Source organism: Ruixingdingia sedimenti (assembly GCF_031432425.1).
Taxonomy (GTDB): Bacteria; Pseudomonadota; Alphaproteobacteria; order Rhodobacterales; family Rhodobacteraceae; genus Ruixingdingia; species Ruixingdingia sedimenti.
The window spans coordinates 19,326-37,735 of sequence record NZ_JAVKPH010000031.1 but is presented as its reverse complement, the minus strand read 5'-3'; the positions used below and the strand labels follow the sequence as shown (position 1 = coordinate 37,735).

At 65.1% G+C, this 18,410-nt stretch carries 18 protein-coding genes; 6 read left to right on the top strand and 12 right to left on the bottom strand.

What is annotated here, in order from left to right; genetic code table 11:
- Together istA and istB are read left to right on the top strand one after the other, a co-directional pair.
- A partial coding sequence (istA, locus tag RGD00_RS19010) for an IS21 family transposase (protein ID WP_310458854.1) occupies positions 1–985 on the top strand: 985 nt, incomplete at its 5' end.
- 14 nt (positions 986–999) lie between these two features.
- On the top strand, positions 1,000–1,764 hold the full coding sequence (istB, locus tag RGD00_RS19005) for an IS21-like element helper ATPase IstB (RefSeq protein WP_310458853.1): 765 nt from the start codon (positions 1,000–1,002) through the stop codon (positions 1,762–1,764).
- 788 nt (positions 1,765–2,552) lie between these two features.
- Here the strand turns inward: istB and dctP are convergent.
- From dctP to RGD00_RS18990, 3 genes are read right to left on the bottom strand one after another with little or no spacing between them, the layout of a single operon-like run.
- Positions 2,553–3,608, bottom strand: a complete 1,056-nt coding sequence (gene dctP, locus RGD00_RS19000) for a TRAP transporter substrate-binding protein DctP (RefSeq protein WP_250046477.1) — start codon at positions 3,606–3,608, stop codon at positions 2,553–2,555.
- A gap of 58 nt (positions 3,609–3,666) precedes the next feature.
- Positions 3,667–4,992, bottom strand: coding sequence for a TRAP transporter large permease (locus tag RGD00_RS18995; protein ID WP_310458852.1), 1,326 nt, complete (start codon positions 4,990–4,992; stop codon positions 3,667–3,669).
- The gene (locus RGD00_RS18990) at positions 4,982–5,485 is read right to left on the bottom strand and encodes a TRAP transporter small permease subunit (protein WP_310458851.1); all 504 of its coding nucleotides are present in this window, start codon (positions 5,483–5,485) and stop codon (positions 4,982–4,984) included. Before RGD00_RS18990 ends, RGD00_RS18995 begins: the two co-directional genes overlap by 11 nt.
- A gap of 123 nt (positions 5,486–5,608) precedes the next feature.
- Between RGD00_RS18990 and RGD00_RS18985 the strand changes: the two genes are divergently transcribed.
- From RGD00_RS18985 to RGD00_RS18970, 4 genes are all read left to right on the top strand, one after another.
- A complete protein-coding gene (locus RGD00_RS18985; protein WP_310458850.1) occupies positions 5,609–6,511 on the top strand; it encodes a LysR family transcriptional regulator in 903 nt (300 codons plus the stop codon).
- Positions 6,512–6,648: 137 nt separating this feature from the next.
- On the top strand, positions 6,649–8,313 hold the full coding sequence (locus tag RGD00_RS18980; RefSeq protein WP_310458849.1) for an AMP-binding protein: 1,665 nt from the start codon (positions 6,649–6,651) through the stop codon (positions 8,311–8,313).
- A complete protein-coding gene (locus RGD00_RS18975) occupies positions 8,310–9,083 on the top strand; it encodes an enoyl-CoA hydratase-related protein (RefSeq protein WP_310458848.1) in 774 nt (257 codons plus the stop codon). Before RGD00_RS18980 ends, RGD00_RS18975 begins: the two co-directional genes overlap by 4 nt.
- Positions 9,084–9,176: 93 nt before the next feature.
- On the top strand, positions 9,177–9,956 hold the full coding sequence (locus RGD00_RS18970; protein WP_250046471.1) for a GntR family transcriptional regulator: 780 nt from the start codon (positions 9,177–9,179) through the stop codon (positions 9,954–9,956).
- A 25-nt stretch (positions 9,957–9,981) separates the two neighbouring features.
- Here RGD00_RS18970 and RGD00_RS18965 read toward each other — a convergent pair whose 3' ends face one another.
- From RGD00_RS18965 to flgH, 9 genes are all read right to left on the bottom strand, one after another.
- Entirely contained in the window at positions 9,982–11,385 is a 1,404-nt protein-coding gene (locus tag RGD00_RS18965) for an FAD-dependent oxidoreductase (RefSeq protein WP_310458847.1), read from the bottom strand.
- Positions 11,386–11,430: 45 nt separating this feature from the next.
- A complete protein-coding gene (locus RGD00_RS18960; protein ID WP_310458846.1) occupies positions 11,431–12,324 on the bottom strand; it encodes an isocitrate lyase/PEP mutase family protein in 894 nt (297 codons plus the stop codon).
- A 20-nt stretch (positions 12,325–12,344) separates the two neighbouring features.
- Complete coding sequence (gene leuD / locus RGD00_RS18955; protein ID WP_250046468.1) at positions 12,345–12,959, bottom strand: 3-isopropylmalate dehydratase small subunit; 615 nt, start codon at positions 12,957–12,959, stop codon at positions 12,345–12,347.
- Between the two features lie 9 nt (positions 12,960–12,968).
- A complete protein-coding gene (gene leuC / locus RGD00_RS18950; protein ID WP_310458845.1) occupies positions 12,969–14,366 on the bottom strand; it encodes a 3-isopropylmalate dehydratase large subunit in 1,398 nt (465 codons plus the stop codon).
- A gap of 2 nt (positions 14,367–14,368) precedes the next feature.
- On the bottom strand, positions 14,369–15,292 hold the full coding sequence (locus tag RGD00_RS18945) for a polysaccharide deacetylase family protein (RefSeq protein WP_310458844.1): 924 nt from the start codon (positions 15,290–15,292) through the stop codon (positions 14,369–14,371).
- The gene (locus tag RGD00_RS18940) at positions 15,292–16,233 is read right to left on the bottom strand and encodes a polysaccharide deacetylase family protein (protein ID WP_310458843.1); all 942 of its coding nucleotides are present in this window, start codon (positions 16,231–16,233) and stop codon (positions 15,292–15,294) included. The genes RGD00_RS18945 and RGD00_RS18940 overlap by 1 nt, the downstream gene beginning before the upstream one ends.
- Position 16,234: 1 nt before the next feature.
- On the bottom strand, positions 16,235–16,912 hold the full coding sequence (locus RGD00_RS18935) for an isochorismatase family protein (RefSeq protein ID WP_310458842.1): 678 nt from the start codon (positions 16,910–16,912) through the stop codon (positions 16,235–16,237).
- A 271-nt stretch (positions 16,913–17,183) separates the two neighbouring features.
- Complete coding sequence (locus RGD00_RS18930) at positions 17,184–17,663, bottom strand: flagellar basal body-associated FliL family protein (protein ID WP_310458841.1); 480 nt, start codon at positions 17,661–17,663, stop codon at positions 17,184–17,186.
- 8 nt (positions 17,664–17,671) lie between these two features.
- Positions 17,672–18,400, bottom strand: a complete 729-nt coding sequence (gene flgH, locus RGD00_RS18925; RefSeq protein WP_310458840.1) for a flagellar basal body L-ring protein FlgH — start codon at positions 18,398–18,400, stop codon at positions 17,672–17,674.
- Positions 18,401–18,410 lie beyond the last annotated feature (10 nt).

Genomic DNA, 18,410 nt, shown 5'->3' with positions numbered 1-18,410 from the left:
CAGCGAAGGCCTTGAGGACTGGATTGCGGCCCATGTCGGGCTGTTCGCCTATCTGGGCGGCGTGCCACAGGTCGTTGTGCCCGACAATCTCAAGTCAGCCGTCACCAAGGCAGACCGATATGATCCCGGCTTGAACCGGACCTATGCCGAAATGGCGGAACATTACGGCACGGCGATCCTGCCCGCGCGCGTGCGCAAACCCAAGGATAAAGCCAAGGTCGAGGTGGCCGTTCAGGTTGCCCAACGCTGGATCCTCGCGCGGTTGCGCAATCACAGGTTCTTCTCGCTGGCAGAGCTGAATGCCGCCATCCGGCCGTTGCTGGACGAATTGAACATGCGTGTCATGCGCGATTATGGGGCAAGCCGGGCGGACCTGTTTGCAACGCTCGATCGCCCGAAGCTGCAGCCATTGCCTGCTGAACCCTATGTCTTTGCGCGTTGGAAACGTGCCCGTGTTGCGCCGGATTATCATATCGAGGTGGATCGCTGCTGGTATTCCGTGCCGTTCAGCCTGATCCGGCAGGTGGTTGACGCGCGCATCACCCACAGGACCGTGGAAGTCTTCCATCGCGGCAAACGCGTCGCCAGCCACCTGCGTGACCCCGGACGCCGCAGCCATATCACGGCGCCAGAGCATATGCCCTCGGCTCACCGCCGCTATGCGGAATGGTCCCCTGCGCGGATCCTCAGCAATGCTGCAAAGCTGGGACCATCGGTGGCTGCGTTTTGTGACATCGTGATGCAGGACAGGCCGCATCCCGAGCAGGGCTTCCGGACCTGCCTGGGCATACTGTCGCTGGCCAGAAGCTTTGAACCGCAGCGACTTGATGCTGCGTGCCGGCGCGGGATCAGCATCAAGGCCCGGTCGGTCTCATCCATCCGTTCCATCCTGAAGACCGGCCTTGATCAGGCATTCATGGAGCCGGAACCCGATGAACTGCCGCTGCACCACCCCAACATCCGCGGCCAGAAATATTACCACTGAAAAGGAGACGACCCTTGCTGACACATCCCACTTGCGACCGCCTGGAGGCGATCGGGCTGAGCGGTATGGCGCAGGCCCTGCATGAGCAGCGCCGCGCGGGCGCCATGTTTGAAAGCCTGAGCTTTGAAGAACGGCTGGGCCTGCTTGTTGATCGCGAAGCCGCAGAACGTGATGCCAAGAGACTGGCAACCCGGCTGCGCTTTGCGGCCCTGCGTCACACAGCCTGCGTCGAAGATATCGATATGCGCAGCCCGCGCGGCATCGATGCGGCTGTCATGGCGTATCTGATCGATGGTGGCTGGATCAACCGCCATGAAAACCTGCTGATCACTGGCCCAACAGGCCTGGGAAAAAGCTGGATTGCTTGCGCCCTCGGGAACAAGGCTTGCCGGGATGATCGGCGCGTCGTCTATCACCGCGTCCCTCGCCTGTTCCAGATTCTGGCCGTCGCCAGAGGCGACGGACGGCATGCCCGTGTCCTCAAGGCGATCGAACGCACGGAATTGCTGATCCTCGACGATTGGGGACTGTCGGTTCTGACACCGACAGAGCGGCGCGACTTGCTGGAAATTCTCGACGACCGCCAAGGTCGCGGCTCGACCATCGTGACAAGCCAGTTGCCTGTCGATCAATGGTTCGAGGTGATCGGAGATCCCACCCTGGCGGATGCCATCCTCGACCGCCTTGTCCACAATGCGCACCGTCTCACGCTGAGCGGCGACAGCATGCGCAAGAAAATGAGCACATTGAAAACTCTTGACCAGGGCGTCGCACCCTGACTCAATAACACCCGTTGGCCAGCCTGCCCGAGGGCGCGAAATGGCTGCCCGAGATGCCGTGAAATGCGTGCCCGAGATCACGCGAAATCACTGCCCAGATTCCGCGAAATGCGCACCATAGAGGGACCCATAAGAGACACCCTCGCTTCTCCTACCTCCCCACCCACAGCAACGACATAACGCGGAATGTTCAGGGGTCACACGTCTCAGAGCCTCACCGATACTGGACGCGTTGCGCTTTTCCCCCATCAGGGGTGGCAGAGGCGGGGCCACCGTCGAGGCTGGCGCTACCAACGCAGGGAAGGCAAACGGGAAGATCGGTGGGGGTCGCTGGCAGTCCTCTCCACACCCTCCAGCCGCCCGCTTCCTCTTCCCTGAGGCTGGTGGTCTGCACGGTGCGGCAGCCACCGTAGAACATCCCGTAGAACAACTGGTGCCTGTTGACCTATGCTGTCACCTTCGATTACCCCTGTGTTTGCTGAGGTTATGAGCTGACGCGGTGCCTGTAACGGGACGTGAACCAGACAAACAGAACTAGCTTTGGGCACCACTTAAACCGCTCGTACAGCTCGGCGTCATCAGTGTGCAGAATACGCCGCGCTCGACAGCATGCGACGACATAGCTGTCCCCCAGACATTCGCCAAAGACTGAATCTGCGCCCTCCCGCGGATTGGGGCCGGCGGGTTCGGTGCGACAACGCGGTCAAGCAACCACACCTTCCCCGGGGTCGGGCCCGCCCAAGGAAAACGGGGCCCCGCGGGGCCCCGTCCGGTCGCCGCGACGCGGCTTACTTGTTGGCGCAGGCGCGGATCTTTTCGATATCCGGCCCGTTCGGCGTGCGGCCCAGGTTGAACGGGGCCGAGGCTTCGCGCCAGTTCGAATAATCCTGCAGGTATTCCAGCTGGCTCAGGTAGACCTTGGCCGAGGACGGGTTTTCGCAGGCAACCTCTTCGATCACGGCATTGGCCATGGTCTGGATCTTTTCCAGCGCGGCATCATCCATGCGGGTGATCTCATTCACCTCCTGGAACTGCTTGTAGGCGTCATTGGCGCGCTTTTCGGTGAAGGCCAGCGACCAGACCAGGTTCGCATCCGCCGCGATCTGCAGCTTTTCCTGGGTCTCGGGGCTTAGCGCATCCCAGGCCTGCTTGTTGATCATCACCCCGAAGATCGAGGCCGACTGGTGCCAGCCCGGGGTTGCCCAATATTTGGTCACCTGCTGGAAGCCGCCCGACCAGTCCACGTTCGGGGTCGAGAATTCGGCCCCATCGATCACGCCGCGTTCCAGCGACTGATAGATCTCGCCGCCGGCCATCGACACCTGGCTACCGCCCAGCTGGGTCAGCAGACGGCCCTGTTCCAGGCCCGACAGACGCAGGCGCTTGCCCTGCAGATCGTCGATCGAGCGGATCGGATCTTTGGTGCGGAAGCCGGATTCGTTGTTGGTCACCGCATAGGGCAGATAGACCATGCCGAACTTGCCGTAGATCTCATTATACAGATCCTTGCCGCCCCACTGCTGGATCCAGTTCACGTAGTCGACGGCGTTGAACAGGCTGGCGGTGGTGGCCAGCGGCGAAAAGGCCGCATCACGCCCCGCCCAGTAGCCCGGCCAGTCGCCGCCCGCCTGGATCGTGCCGCTTTCGACAGCGCCGAACACTTCGCCCGCGGGCACCAGGCTGCCACCTTCGAAGAATTCGATCTTCAGATCACCCGCGGTCAGCTTGTTCGCCAGTTCGACGAAATGCTTGTCCATCTCGATCAGTTCAAGCGAGTTCGGCCAGGTCGTGGTCATCTGCCAGGACGTTTCCGCCTGGGCGGCCACACCGGCGCCTGCCAGCATCAGCGACAGGAACCCGGTCTTCAGGGCTTTGTTGGTATGCATCAGCTTCTCCTCCGTGTCATTGGGTCTTGTAAAGGGTATCCGGCAGCCAGGTGATCAGCTGCGGGAAGAACGCCAGGGCAAGGGCCATCATCACGATCAGCGCGATGAAGGGCATCACGCCCAGGATGATATCCGAGGTCTTCACCTCACGCGGGGACAGCGCGCGCATGTAGAACAGCGCATAGCCGAAGGGCGGCGTCAGGAACGAGGTCTGCAGCACCACCGCGGTCAGCACGACGAACCACAGCTCGCTGATGCCCATTTCCCGCACCACCGGCAGGAAGATCGGGAAGGACAGCAGAACGATCCCCGTCCAGTCCAGAAACATGCCCAGCACGAAGACGATGAACATCATCATCGTGATCAGCATCCAGGGCTCCATCTCCAGCGAGCGCATCAGGTTCTGCGCCGCATGCAGACCGCCGGTGATGTTGAACACGCCGGTAAAGGCCGTGGCCCCCACGACGATGAACAGGATCATCGCCGAGGTGCGCGCCGTTTCCCACAAAGCCGAGGCGAAGGTGGCCCATTCGAAGCGGCCGCGCATCAGCACGATCCCCAGCGCCAGCGCCGCCCCGATGGCCGAGGCCTCGGTTGCCGTGGCGATCCCGGCCAGCATCGTGCCCAGGATGCCAAAGATCAGCACCAGCGGCGGCAGCGCCTCCAGCAGCAGCATCCGCACCAGCTGGCCCACCGGCACACGTTCCTCAAGGGCCACGGGCGGGGCCAGATCGGGCCGGATCAGCGCCACCAGCGCGACATAGCCCGCATACAAAAGCCCCAGGATCACGCCCGGCACCATCGAACCGGCAAACAGCTCGCCCACCGACAGACCCGAATTCGACGACATCAGGATCAGCATGATCGACGGCGGGATCAGGATGCCCAGGCAGCCCGAGGCCGCGATGACGCCCGTGGTCAGCCGCTTGGAATAGCCGTATTGCAGCATCGGCTTCAGCGCCATCACCCCCATCACCGTGATCGAGGCGCCGATGATGCCGGTGGTCGCCGCCAGCAGGATCGAGATGAACACGACCGCCAGCCCAAGCCCCCCGGTCACCCGGCCCATCAACAGCCGCAGCGTTTCGAACATGCGGTCGGTGACGCCCGAATCCGACAGGAACCTCGCCATCAGCACGAACAGCGGGATCGCGATCAGGATGTAATTGTCCAGCACCTCGCCAAAGATGCGGTTGATGACGATGCCCAGCACCATCGGCTTGCCCGCGATCAGCGCGCCCAGAACCGCCGTGCCGCCCAGAACGAAGGCCAGCGGGTGGCCCATGAACAGCCCCGTCAGCAACAGGCCCGCCATGATCAGACCAATGATTTCACCCGACATGATGCGGCTCCGGCTTGTTCAGGATCAGCTTCAGCAGCTCGGACACCCCCTGGAGCAGCAACAGCGCCGCCGCCACCGCCATCGCGATCTTGACCGGATAGACCGGCAACTGGATCGCACCATAGGTGGTTTCCCCCTGGTTCAGCGAGCGCATCGCGAATTCCCAGCTGCGGGTGGTGAACACCCAGGCGAAGGGAAAGAAAAAGATCAGATAGCCCAGCACATCCACAACGCGCCGGACCCCGGGGCTTAGCTTTTCGGTCACCAGGTCCACGCGCACATGCGCCTGATGGCGCAGCGCATAGCCGCCCAGAAGGACGAAATAGAACCCGAACAGTTGTTTCGTAAGATCGAATGCCCACAGCGTGGGGGCATTGAACCCGTAACGCATCACGACGTCATAGATGATCATGAGCGCGAAGATCACCGCGACGAACGCGACGATTCGGCCCACGATCTCATTGATGCCGTCGATCAGACGGATCAGAAGCATCGCTTCCCTCCCTTATTATTGACGCGGTCGGCCTGTGCCTCCTCGCGCAGCCTTTGCGATCCGGATTAAAGGGCGGGATGTGCCGGTTTGACATGGATATATTTGCAGATGTAATCTGCAGAAATGCAGGATAGTTTTGACTGGAACGATCTGAAGTTCTTCCTGGCCCTTTACCGGCTGAAACGGATGACCGCGGCGGGCCGGGCGCTGGCGATCGACCAGACCACCGTGGCCCGCCGGATCAAGGCGCTGGAAAAGACCGTGGGGGCGCATCTGTTCATCCGCGATGAGGCCGGATACGCGCTGACCAAGGCCGGTGAGCGGCTGTTGCCGATCGCGCTTGATATCGAACGGGCCAGCACGCGCGTGCACGAACAGATCGTGGGCGAGGCAGGCCGGCTGGCGGGCATGGTGCGCATCGGCGCGCCCGACGGGCTTGGCACCTTTGTCGTGACGCCGCTTCTGGCGCGGTTTCAGCAGGACCATCCCGATGTCGAGGTGTCGCTGGTGATCCGTTCGCGCCAGTTCCAGCTGTCGCATCAAGAGGTGCATCTGTCGATCGATCTGTCCTTGCCCGAAAGCGGGCGGCTGCTGGCGCGCAAGATGACCGATTATCACCTGCATTTCTTTGCCGCGCCCGACTATCTGCGCCGCTATGGGACGCCCACGAAGCTGCAGGATCTGCGCCGCCACAGGCTGGTCGGCTATATCCCCGAGATGCTGTTTTCCCCCGAATTGCGCTATCTGGAGGAACTGGGCATCAGCACGCCGGTGGGCTTTTCTTCAACCTCGATGATCGCCCAGCGCGAGGCCGCCCGCGAAGGCGCGGGGCTGGCGATCCTGCCCCGGTTCATGGCGCTGGACGACCCCGGCCTGGAGCCGGTGCTGACGGGCGATTACGTGCTGAAGCGCACCGCCTGGATTCTCAGCCATCAAAGCACCGAAGACCTGGCCCGGGTGCGCGTCGTGTCGGAATATCTGCAGCGCGTCGCGCGCAGCGAAAGGGCGCGATTCCTGATCACCTGATCCCCGCTCGGCGGCGTTTGCTTTACCTAGCGTCAACTTTTCCGGCGGTGGACAAGCCCCCCGCGGATGCTTTCACTTTCCCCCGGAGGAACGGGCGGCCCTGCGTGGGGCGCGGCCCCGGCAAACGGGAGGAAATGGTGCTGTCTCGCAGGGAAAGCTATGCCGCGACCATGTCGGCATTTCGCTGGGATATCCCCGAATTCTACAACATCGGCGTCGATGTCTGCGATCGCTGGGCGGCGACCGATCCGGACCGCGTCGCCCTGATCGAGGTGACCGAGGATGGCTATGGCCCCGCCCGGCAGACCACCTTCGCCCAGCTGCGCGCGGCCTCGGACCGCTTTGCCAATGTGCTGGTGGGCCTGGGCCTGCGCGGCAACGGGCGCGATCCGGGCGACCGGGTGGCGATCCTGCTGCCGCAGCGGCGCGAAACCGCCATCGCCCATATCGCCGCCTTCAAGGCCGGGTGCATTTCATTGCCCCTGTTCACGCTGTTCGGCCCCGAGGCGCTGCTGCACCGGCTGCGCGACAGCGGCGCGCGCGTTCTGGTGACCGATCACGCCAGCCTGCCGCTGATCCAGAGCATCCGGGCGGATCTGCCCGATCTGCAAGTCATCTTCACCGTTGACGGCCCGGCCCCCGGCGCGCTGGATTTCGACGCCGCCTGCGCCGCCGCCGAGGACCGCTTTGCGCCGGTGCAGACGCTGGCCAATGCGCCTGCGCTGCTGATCTACACCTCGGGCACCACCGGCAACCCCAAGGGCGCGCTGCATGCGCACCGGGTGCTGCTGGGCCATCTGCCCGGTGTCGAGATGAGCCATGATTTCCTGCCCCGGCCCGGCGACCGGATCTGGACCCCGGCCGACTGGGCCTGGATCGGCGGGCTTCTGGATGTGCTGATGCCCGCGCTGCATCATGGCGTGCCGGTCGTGGCCTGCCGCTTCCGCAAATTCTCGGCCCGGGCGGCGGCCGATCTGATCCGCCGCTTTGACGTGCGCAACGCCTTCCTGCCGCCGACCGCGCTCAAGATGATGAAGGCCGACCCCGACAGCCTGACCTGGGGGCTGAAGATGCGCTCGGTCGCCTCGGGGGGGGAACCGCTGGGCACGCAACTGCTGGATTGGGGCCGCCAGGCGCTTGGCGTGACGATCAACGAATTCTACGGCCAGACGGAATGCAACATGGTCGTGTCCAGCTGCGGCACGCTGGCGCCCCCCGAAAACGGCGTCATGGGCTGGCCGGTGCCGGGCCACCGCGTCGATGTGATCGACGAGGACGGCCGCCGCCTGCCCGACGGGGACGAAGGCGCCATCGCAATCCTGTCACCCGATCCGGTGATGTTTCTGGGCTATTGGAACCAACCGGCGGCCACGGCGGCGAAATTCATCATCGGCCCCGAGGGGCGCTGGCTGGTCACCGGCGACCGCGGCCTGCGCCGGCCCGACGGGCGGCTGGTGTTCAAGGGGCGCGACGATGACATCATCTCGACCGGCGGCTATCGTGTCGGCCCCGCGGAAATCGAGGATTGCCTGATCGCGCATCCCGCCATCGCCATGGCCGGCGTCGTCGGCCAGCCCGATCCCCTGCGCGGTGAAATCGTGGCGGCCTTCGTCACCCTGCGCCCCGGCCACGAAGACAGCCCCGCGCTGCGCGCCGAAATCGCCGATCATGTCCGCACCCGGCTGGCCGCCTATGAATACCCCCGCGCGATCCATGTGATCCGCGACATGCCGGTGACCACGACCGGCAAGATCATCCGCGCCGAACTGCGCAACCGCCTGAAAAAGGAGACCCCGGCATGACCGCCCTGCCCCTGCGTTTCGAAACCCGTGGCGCCATCGCCATCCTGACGCTGGACCGCCCCGACCGGCGCAATGCGATCGACGCAGCCACCACCGCCGCGATGACAGACGCGCTGGCCCGGTTTGAGGCCGACCCCGACCTGCGGGTGGCGGTTCTGCGTGGCGAAGGCCCGGTGTTCTGCGCCGGCATGGATCTGGCGGCCTTTGCCGATGGCCAGGTCGAAGCGGTTTTGTTCGGCCCCGGCGGCTTTGCTGGCCTGACCGAGGCCGCGCGGACCAAGCCGCTGATCGCCGCGGTGCATGGCGCGGCCCTGGCCGGCGGGTTCGAACTGGCGCTGGCCTGCGATCTGATCGTGGCCGAAGAAGGCGCCCGCTTTGGCCTGCCCGAGGTGATGCGCGGGCTGGTCGCGGGCGGCGGCGGCGCGGCCCGTCTGGCCAGCGTGATCGCGCCGGGACGGGCGCGCGAAATCATCCTGACGGGGCGGATGATCGACACGGCCGAGGCCTGGGATCTGGGCCTGATCGCGCGCCGCGCGCCAGAAGGCGGGGTGCTGGATGCCGCATTGGCCCTAGCCCAGGAAATCGCGCGGAACGCGCCGCTTGCGGTATCGGCCTCGCTTGGCCTCAGCCGGGCGGCCGAACGCGCGGGCCTGCCCCCTCTTTGGGCGGAAAACGCCGCGACACTGCGCCAGATCATGGCCAGCGAGGATGCCACCGAAGGCGCGCGCGCCTTTCTGGAACGCCGTCCGCCCCGCTGGCAGGGGCGCTGACCGGGCGCAACACCGCCACAACCGCGGGGGGCGTTGACTTGTCCCACTCATTCGGTGTGTATGATCTGCCCCCGCGCAAGAGGTGACCTGCCCATGGCCGAGACAAGCTCGCCCACCCCGCTGTATCACAGGATCTACGCGGTCATGCGTGAGCGGATCGTGAACGGCTATTATCCGGCCGACGTCCCCGTCCCGACCGAGGCGGAGCTGGCCGAGACCTTTTCGGCCAGCCGGATCACGATCCGCCGCGCGATGGAAATGCTGACCGCCGAAGGCCTGGTGACCCGCACCCGCGGCCGCGGCACCTTTGTCACCGACCGCGCGCGGGAAAACGCGCTGAACCGCGCGGTCGTGTCGAATGTCAGCGGGCTTTTGAACTATCTCAACGCGGTCGGGCAAAGCACGCGCCTGCGCGTCATCAGCCTGGACCGGGGCGAGGCCCCGCCACGGATCTGCGCGCTGATGGGCGTGGCGCCGACCACCGAACTGGTGCGCGCGGTGCGTGTGCGCGACCTGGACGGCAAGCCCTATTCGCTGTCGATGGCCTATCTGCGCCCCGAAGTGGGCGGCGCATTCAGCCATGAGGATCTGACGACGACGAACATGATCGACCTGGTCCAGCGCGCCGGCGCCGAGGTGGAACAGGTCGAACAGGCGCTGACCGCGACGCTGGCCGATGAATATGCCTCGCAGCACCTGCAGATCCCGGTGGGCGCGCCGCTGATGCGGGTGAACAGGCTGTTCTACGATGCCGCGCTGGTGCCCTTTTACGCCGCAGAAATCCTGTATTGCGCGGATCGCTATGAATACCGCGTCACGCTGCGCCGCGAAGCGGGCAAGGATTTCACGCTGGACGGGGCGCAGCCGGGCTAGGTGCCCGGATCCGCCCCCGGCGCGGTCAGGCGCCGCTGGCGGCGATGCGCGCGGCGCTGATCCCCGCCAGGCGCCCGAAGGCGGTGGCCGACAGCAGGCCGTTGCCCGACAGGTAACCATAGTTGGAATCGCCCGACAGCCCCCGTGCCGCGCCGCCACCCGCCATCAGATTGGGCAGCGCGCGACCATCGGGCCGCAGCACCCGCGCCTCGGCGTCGATCACAAGCCCGCCCTGGGTGTGGAACAGCGCGCCATTGACCTTGACCGCATGAAAGGGCGGCTGCAGCAGATCGTCGGGCGTAAAGCGGCGGCCAAAGCGGTCGGGCGTGCCAGTGCGGGCAGCCTCGGCAATCGCGTCGAATTCCGCGCGCAGCGCCGCAAGCGGCAGGCCGGTGGCCGCGGCCAATTCGTCCAGCGTCGCGGCGGTCTTGACCGCGCCCAGCTTGCGGATTTCACGATAGTCGTGAAAGCCGATCGCCTCTTGCTCGCCACGGTCATCGAAGATGTCCCAGGCGACATGGCCCGGTTGCGCGGCCACCTCGGCGCCATGTTCCGAATAGCCGCGCATTTCATTCGAAAAACGCCGCCCCTCGGCGTTGATCAAGACACCGCCCTTGGTGATCACCGCCCAGGTCAGCGGCAGACCATGCGGATGCGCGACCGAGCCATGCCCCTGATAGGCGCCCATGTCGGCCAGCGCCGCGCCCAAGCCTTCGCCCCATCTCACCGCATCGCCCGTGTTCGACAGATGCCCACAGCATTCGGCATCGGCGATTTCGGGAATGAAGCGGCGCACCATGTCGACATCGCCCGCAAATCCACAGCAGGCCAGCACCACGGCCCGGCAGCCCAGGGATTCAAGCGCGCCATCGGGGCGACGGAAGCGCAACCCGGTGATGCGCCCGTCGGCATCGGCATACAAATCCTCAACCGAGGCGCCGGTGACCAGATCGATCCCCGCCGCCGCCACCGCCGCCAGCAGCGCCTGTTCCAGATCCGCGCCGGTGCGGCTTTTGGGGCCATGCATCCGCATCCGGGAATGGCCGGGATAAAGGAAGCCGGTGACCAGTTCCAGTTCGATCCCGTGGCTGTCCATCAGCCAGTCGATCATAGGCCCAACCGCCTGCGCCGCCACCAGCGCCATGTCCGGCGGGGTGTGGCCGTGGGTCTTGGCCACCAGATCAGCGGCGAACAATTCGGGGCTGTCTTCAATCCCGGCTTCGCGCTGCAAGCGGGTGCAGGGCGCCGGGATCAGCCCCGCCGACAGCGAGGTCGATCCGCGCGGGCTTTCGTCGCGTTCAAGGATCATCACCTCTTGGCCCGCGTCATGCGCGGCCAGTGCCGCGACAAGGCCACAGGCCCCCGCGCCGACCACCACGACCGGCATTTCGAAATCGAACTCTACGCCTTCGGCGGACAGAACTGCCATCTTCGGCCTCTTTGGCAAGGCGGCGCCGGGGGCGCCGGGATGATTTCAATAATCGGTGCGGCTTTCCTCGGGCGTGCCATAACGCGCCTCAAGTTCCTGCACCTCGGCCATCCGGGCCATGTCGAAGAACTGCTTGAAGGTCATGACATTGGGCGCGATCGAAGCGATGCTTTCCTCGGTCTTCATCACCTCCAGCGTGCGGCGCGCGGCCTCGCAGGCCGACAGCAGCAGCCAGTTGGGATAGATGATCAGCTTGAAGCCCAGCGCCTCGACCTCGGACCGCGACAGGAACGGCGTCTTGCCGGACGTTGCCATGTTGTACAGAAGCGGCACACCCGGAAACCGCGGCGCGATATGGGGCAGATCATCGGGGCCGGGGCTTTCGATGAAGATCACATCGGCGCCGGCCTCGCGATACATCTCGGCCCGGTCGAAGGCGGCGTTACGGCCATGCAGCGCCAGCGCGTCGGTGCGCGCGATCACCACGAAATCCGGGTCCAACCGCGCATCCACCGCGGCCTTGACCTTGGCCACCATATCCTCGGCCGAGATCAGCTGCTTGCCCGACAGATGGCCGCAGCGCTTGGGCAGGACCTGGTCTTCCAGATGCACCGCCGCGACCCCGCCGCGTTCATAAAGCTGGATCGCGCGGCGCACGTTCAAGGGCCCGCCAAAGCCGTTGTCGGCATCCGCGATCAACGGCACGTCAGACGCATCGGCGATGCGGGTGGCGTTGTCGACCATTTCGGTCATCGTCAGCAGGCCCACATCCGGATAGCCCAGCCGCGTGGCCGAGGTGCCCGCGCCGGTCATGTACATCGCGGGGAACCCGGCTTCGGCCACCAGGCGGGCATACATCGCATCGACGACGCCCGGGGCCATGATCGCCCGGTCGCCCGCAAGGGCCTGGCGCAGTCGTTTCGTGCGGGTAAGGGTCATCTGTTGGTCCTTTTTCGGTCTCAGCGGCCCAGCCAGGGGTTGGCGGCAATGCGCGCCGCCTCAAACGCCTCGATCTGGTCCAGATGGGTCAGGGTCAGTTCAATCTCATCCAGGCCGCGCAGGATGCAGTCGCGGGCAAAGGGTTCGATCGTGATCGGATGCGCGCCCAGATCGCCGGGCAGCGTGACCTGCCCCGCCTCAAGATCGACCGTCACCGGATCTTGCGGATGGGCCGCCAGATGCGCGGCCAGCGCGTCGCAGACCGGCGCGGGCAGGCGCACCGGCACAAGGCCGTTCTTCAGCGCGTTGTTGTAGAAGATGTCGCCAAAGCCGGGTGCGATCAGCGCGCGGATGCCGTGGTCGACCAGCGCATAGACCGCCCCCTCACGCGATGATCCGCAGCCGAAATTGTCGCCCACCAGAAGGATCGTTGCGGCTGCGGCATCCGGGCGGTTCAGCGCGAAGGCGGGGTCAAGGGTGCCGTCGGCGTCGCGGCGGATGTCGTGGAACAGGAACTGGCCATAGCCCTGCGCCCGGTCGGCCTTTAGGAACCGTCCAGGAATGATCTGGTCGGTGTCGCAGTTCACGATCGGCACCACCGCCACGGTCGAGGTTTCGCGGATGAAGGCTTTCATGTCGTCCTCTCAGATCCGGCGCACGTCGGTCAGCTTGCCGCTGATCGCGGCGGCGGCGGCCATCGCGGGGCTGACCAGATGGGTGCGCGCGCCCGGGCCCTGGCGGCCCACGAAGTTGCGGTTTGAGGTCGAGGCGCAGCGTTCCCCCGGCCCCACCACATCGCCGTTCATCGCCGCGCACATCGAACAGCCCGACTGGCGCCAGTCAAAGCCCGCGTCACGGAAAACTTGCGCGATGCCCTCGGCCTCGGCCTGATCGCGCACGGGGGTGGACCCCGGCACGATGATCGCCGGAACCACGGCCTTGCGCCCCTTCAGAACGGCGGCGGCGGCGCGCAGATCCTCGATCCGGGCGTTGGTGCAGGACCCGATGAAGACCTTGTCGATCGCAAGGCCTTCCAGCGCGGTGCCGGGCGTCAGGCCCATGTAGTCCAGCGCGCGCGCGGCCGCCGCGCGCTTGTCGGCGCTGGCAAAGCTGGCCGGGTCGGGCACGCGGCCGGTGATCGGCAGCGCATCCTCGGGGCTGGTGCCCCAGGTGACCATCGGCGCGATCGCGGCGCCGTCCAGCGTTACCTCGCGGTCGAAGACCGCGCCTTCATCGGTGGGCAGGCGGCGCCATTGATCCAGCGCGCTGTCCCATTCCTGCTCGCTTGGCGCGTAATGGCGGCCGCGGATATAGGTGAAGGTGGTTTCATCGGGGGCCACCATGCCAAGGCGCGCCGCCGCTTCGATCGACATGTTGCACAGCGTCAGCCGCCCCTCGATCGAGAGGTTCCGCACCACCGATCCGGCAAATTCGATCGCATGGCCCCCGGCCCCGCCCGCGCCGATCTGGGCGATCAGCGCCAGCATCACATCCTTGGCGCTGACCCCCTGCCCCAGCGCGCCATCGACGGTGACGCGCATGGTTTTCGGCCGGGTCTGCCACAGCGTCTGCGTGGCCAGCACATGGGCGTTTTCCGACTGGCCGATACCAAAGGCGATTGCCCCCAGCGCCCCTTGGGTCGAGGTGTGGCTGTCCGAACAGACGATGGTCAGCCCCGGCAGGGTGATCCCCTGTTCGGGGGCCACCACATGCACGATGCCCTGCTGCCGGCTGGAAAGGCTGAAGTGGCGCACCCCGCCCCAGTCCATGTTTTCGTCAAACGTGTCGATCATGCGGGCAATCGCCGGGCTTGCGGCCTCGGCCGCGCTGCGCCCGGTGGTCGGCACATAGTGATCGGCGATGCCGAAGACCTGCCCCGGTCGGCGCGGCTTCAGGCCCCGCCGCTTCAGATCGGCAAAGGCATGGAAGCTGCCCTCATGGATCATGTCCCGGTCGATATACAAAAGCGACGGGCCCGACGGGTGGCGCAGGATTTCATGCGCCTCCCAGATCTTGGCAAACATGGTGCGGGGGTGGGTCATGGTCACACCTGCGCGCGCGCGGCTGCCGCGATCTCGCCCACCGGTGCGCACCACACGCCGTCATGCGACAGGATATAGTCCAGCACCTCGCGCAGATATTCCACGCGATAAGGCATCCCCGAGACCCAGGAATGCAGCGGCAGGCTCATCACCCGGCCACCGTAGTCCGCGCTTTCACGATAAAGCACGTCGAACCGGTCCTTGACCTGCTGCACCCAGTCGGGTTCCGAGTGGAAATACTCGTTCGCCACGACCTGATCGTCGGTCTCATAGGCCTGCGGCATCGCCAGCAGCGGGCCTTCCTTGGTCCGCATCTCATAGGGCAGATCGTCATTGGCCCAGTCAAGCGACCAGGTCACGCCGTTCTTCACCAGAAGTTCGGGCGTGTTGAAACCCTGCGCCCGGCCCGGCGACAGCCAGCCCTCGACCTTCTGGCCGCTGGCCGCACGCAGCAGGCGCAGCGCCTCGGCGATGATCGCATCCTCGGCCTCGGGCTCCAGCCCCGAGTGGTGCACCTTGCCCATATCAAGGCCATGCGCCACCACCTCATGCCCACCGTCAACCACCGCGCGGATCACCGCAGGATAGCGCGACGCGATGATCCCGTTGATCGCAAAGCTGGTGCGCAAACCCTTCTCCGCCAGTAGCCGCAGCACCCGGAACACGCCGATCCGGTTGCCATAGTCGCGGTTGGTGAAATAGCGAAAGTCAGGATAGGGCATCGACAGCGCGCCCGGCGCCTTGAAGGGCTTGGCCGGCATGTCGAGCGGAAAGTGCTGCAGATGCGTCACCACCGAAAGCGCGATCCGCGCCCCGCCCGGCCACTGGATCGGCTTGCGGGTGAACAGATCGGACCAGTCGTAACGGTCATGGTCCATGCCATAGCGGCGAACGGGATAGTGCAGGTAGCTGTCGGGCATCGGCATCAGCGGGTCCCCCGGTCATGCGCGGCCATCGCCGCGATCATCGCGTCATAGGCGCCCGAGGCGTGGTAATGCGCCGCAATCTCGCGCCCCGTCGCCTTCCACACGCCCTCATGCCCGGCGATGTAGTCGATCGCCTCGGCAAAGGCCTCGATCCGGTGCGGCTGGCCGACCAGATAGGGATGCAGCGGAATGCACATCACCGTGCCGCTTTCATCGCCTTCCTTGTACAGCTGGTCGAACTGACGCTTGATGATCTCGCCATAATGGCGCGGCGTCACCTTCTGGCTGTTGTAGACGATCACGTCGTTCATCTCGAGCGAATAGGGCATCGAGATCAGCCGCCCCGTCTTGACCTTCACCGGCATCGGCTGGTCATCGTGGAACATGTCGCAGGTATACTGGATCCCCGCCTCGGACAGGATGTCCATCGTCCACAGGTTGTTCGACAGCGCCGGCGACAGCCAGCCCGCCAGTTCCTGCCCCGTATGCTGGCGCACCGTGTCAAAGGCGTCGCGGATGATCGCGCGTTCCTGCTCGATCGTCATGTTGTAGACGTAGCGGGTGTTGTAGATGCCGTGGGAAAAGAACTCCCACCCTCGGTCGGCGCAGGCGCGGATGATTTCCGGGTGATGATCGCACAGCGCCACGTTAAGCGAGACCGACCCGCGGAACCCCGCCCGGTCCATCGCCGCCATCATCCGCTGCCAACCCGCCCGGTTGCCGTAATCGCGGTGCGAATACTGCAGCACATCCGGATTGGGCCGTGCCCAGGGCGTGCGCGTGGGGTTGTTGGGCGGATCGTATTCGTAGAACTCGATGTTCGGCGCGATCCAGACGGCGATCTTCGCGCCGCCGGGCCAGGTGATCTTCGGCCGGCCCGGCCAGGGCAAATAATCATAAAGCCCCAGATCCGGGCGGATTTCGTTCACGGATTCGGTCATCTCAGCGCGCCTCGGGCTGGAAGGCTTCATACCAGGCGATCGCCTCGGCCACCGGGATCACGTCGCCATATTTCACCGCGATGTCGTAAAGGTTGGCGAAATGCGGGCTTTCGTGCTTGTCGGCCACGCATTCCTCGGGAACGATCACGCGATAGCCGCGCGAGATCGCATCCACCACGGTGGCCCGCACGCAGCCCGAGGTCGAGCCCCCGGTCAGAACCACGGTATCGCACTGATGCCAGACCATCAGCGATTGCAGGTTCGTCTCGTGGAAGGCCGAGGCCATGCGCTTGTTGATCACGATGTCCTTGACCGTGTCCACGTTCAGACGCGGATCCAGTTCCGAACGGGGCGAGCCGACCTTGATATTCTGCAGCGAATCCGGCGTGTTCGTGCGCGTCCCCCAGACGCCGCAGTCTTCGCCAGATTCCATGTAGGCGACATAGGTCCAGGTGATCGGCAGCCCCTTGACGCGGGCCAGATCGGCCAACTGGTTGACGTAATCCAGCTGCTTCGGGTCTGTTTCATAGGCGGTGGCAAATTCGCCGACCGCGGTATAGGCGCGCTGCAGATCGATATTGATCAGCATCGGCTTGCGGCCAAAGCCAAAGCGGCGGCGGGTGGGATTTGCCTTGGCATGTTCATAAATTTGACGCGCCGTCAGCGATGACATTTCCATGGTCGACCTCCTCTGCATCGCAGGTGGCCCCGGAAGGGCCCTTTCAGCGTGCCCCGCCCTGCAACCTGGCGCGCCGCTGCCAAGGATAATGTTATCTCTTTATGTCATTTGTAAAGCGAAAATCGGCGCCCCCGCCGTGGCGGCGCATGTCCGTAGCCCCTTGGGCCGCCACGGACCCGAGAACCAGCCGGCGGGTCAAGGCCCCCCGGGCGGACGGCGGGGCTTCACCAACATGCGCAGGGCAGTGCGCAGGACCGCCCCGGCCCCGAAATCAGGTGGTGTCCTGCCGGACCATGTCAGAGATCAGGACACCCGTGACATCTTTCTGCAGCGTCTTCTGGGCCGCCTCAAGCAAGGCGCGACGTAGGGCCGAGATATTGATCGACTCGGTGAACGCGCCGTTGAAGCCCCCCGCATTCGCATGTTCGAACAAGACCTGCAGAAAGGAATCGCGCAACTTCGGTTCGACCGAATAAACCCGTTCCGTGGCGCCGGTCTTCACCTCCAGGCTGAGCGACAGAATCACAAGCGCCTCGACGCGCGCGTTTTGCACGACCGGAATGATGAACTGATTGTTCAGTTTCACATATTCAACCGCGGCGGGCGCGGCCGCAGCAGTTGGGGCGTCCGGGGCCGGATCGGCCCCCTCGCCTTCTGCCGCTACCTCGGCGGGCGGACGCAGGAAATACCCCGCGCCCATGCCGCCGGCCAGCCCGATCAGGGCCAGGATGATCGGAAGAATTTTACGCATTTCACCCCCTAGAACGGCAGCAGGACATCGGCGATCTGCTGACCGATGCGCGGTTGCTGAACATCCGTGATCTGACCACGCCCGCCGTAGGAAATGCGCGCCCCGGCGATCTTGTCATAGGTCACCTCATTCAGGCGGCTGACATCTTCGGGGCGCACAAAGCCGGTGACGATCAGTTCACGCACCTCGAAATTGACGCGGACCTCTTGACTGCCCTGGATGCGCAAGACGCCATTGGGCAGCCGGTCCAGAACCGTCGCCGCGACCCGCAGGGTCAGCTTTTCCTTGCGCGCGACCGAGCCGTTGCCCTGGTACGAGGAACTGGAATCGGTGGAAACCGCATCGGCCATGCTGGCGCCCTCGGGCAGCTTGCGGTCGAGCCGCTGCGGAATGCCAAGCATCGAGGGAATGCCCATCGATTCCGATCCGCTTCGGCTGCGCCCGCTGCTGTTCGAGATCTCGGCCTTTTCGTCAATTTCGATCACGACCGTCAGAATATCGCCGCGCTGGGCGGCACGTCGATCCCCCAGAAGCGAGCCACGCCCGCCCGACCACAGCGAGGCCTCGGTCGTGCCCGACAGCGGCGCGTGATCCATCGGCATGGGCACACTTGACATCGCGTAGAATTCATTACCGGCCTCGGCCGGTGTGAAGGCCGGTGCCTTGCCCACCTCTTCAAGCCTCTGACAGGCCATCAGACCGGCAGAGAGCAGCAGGATCAAAAATACGCCACGCATGGTGATTTCC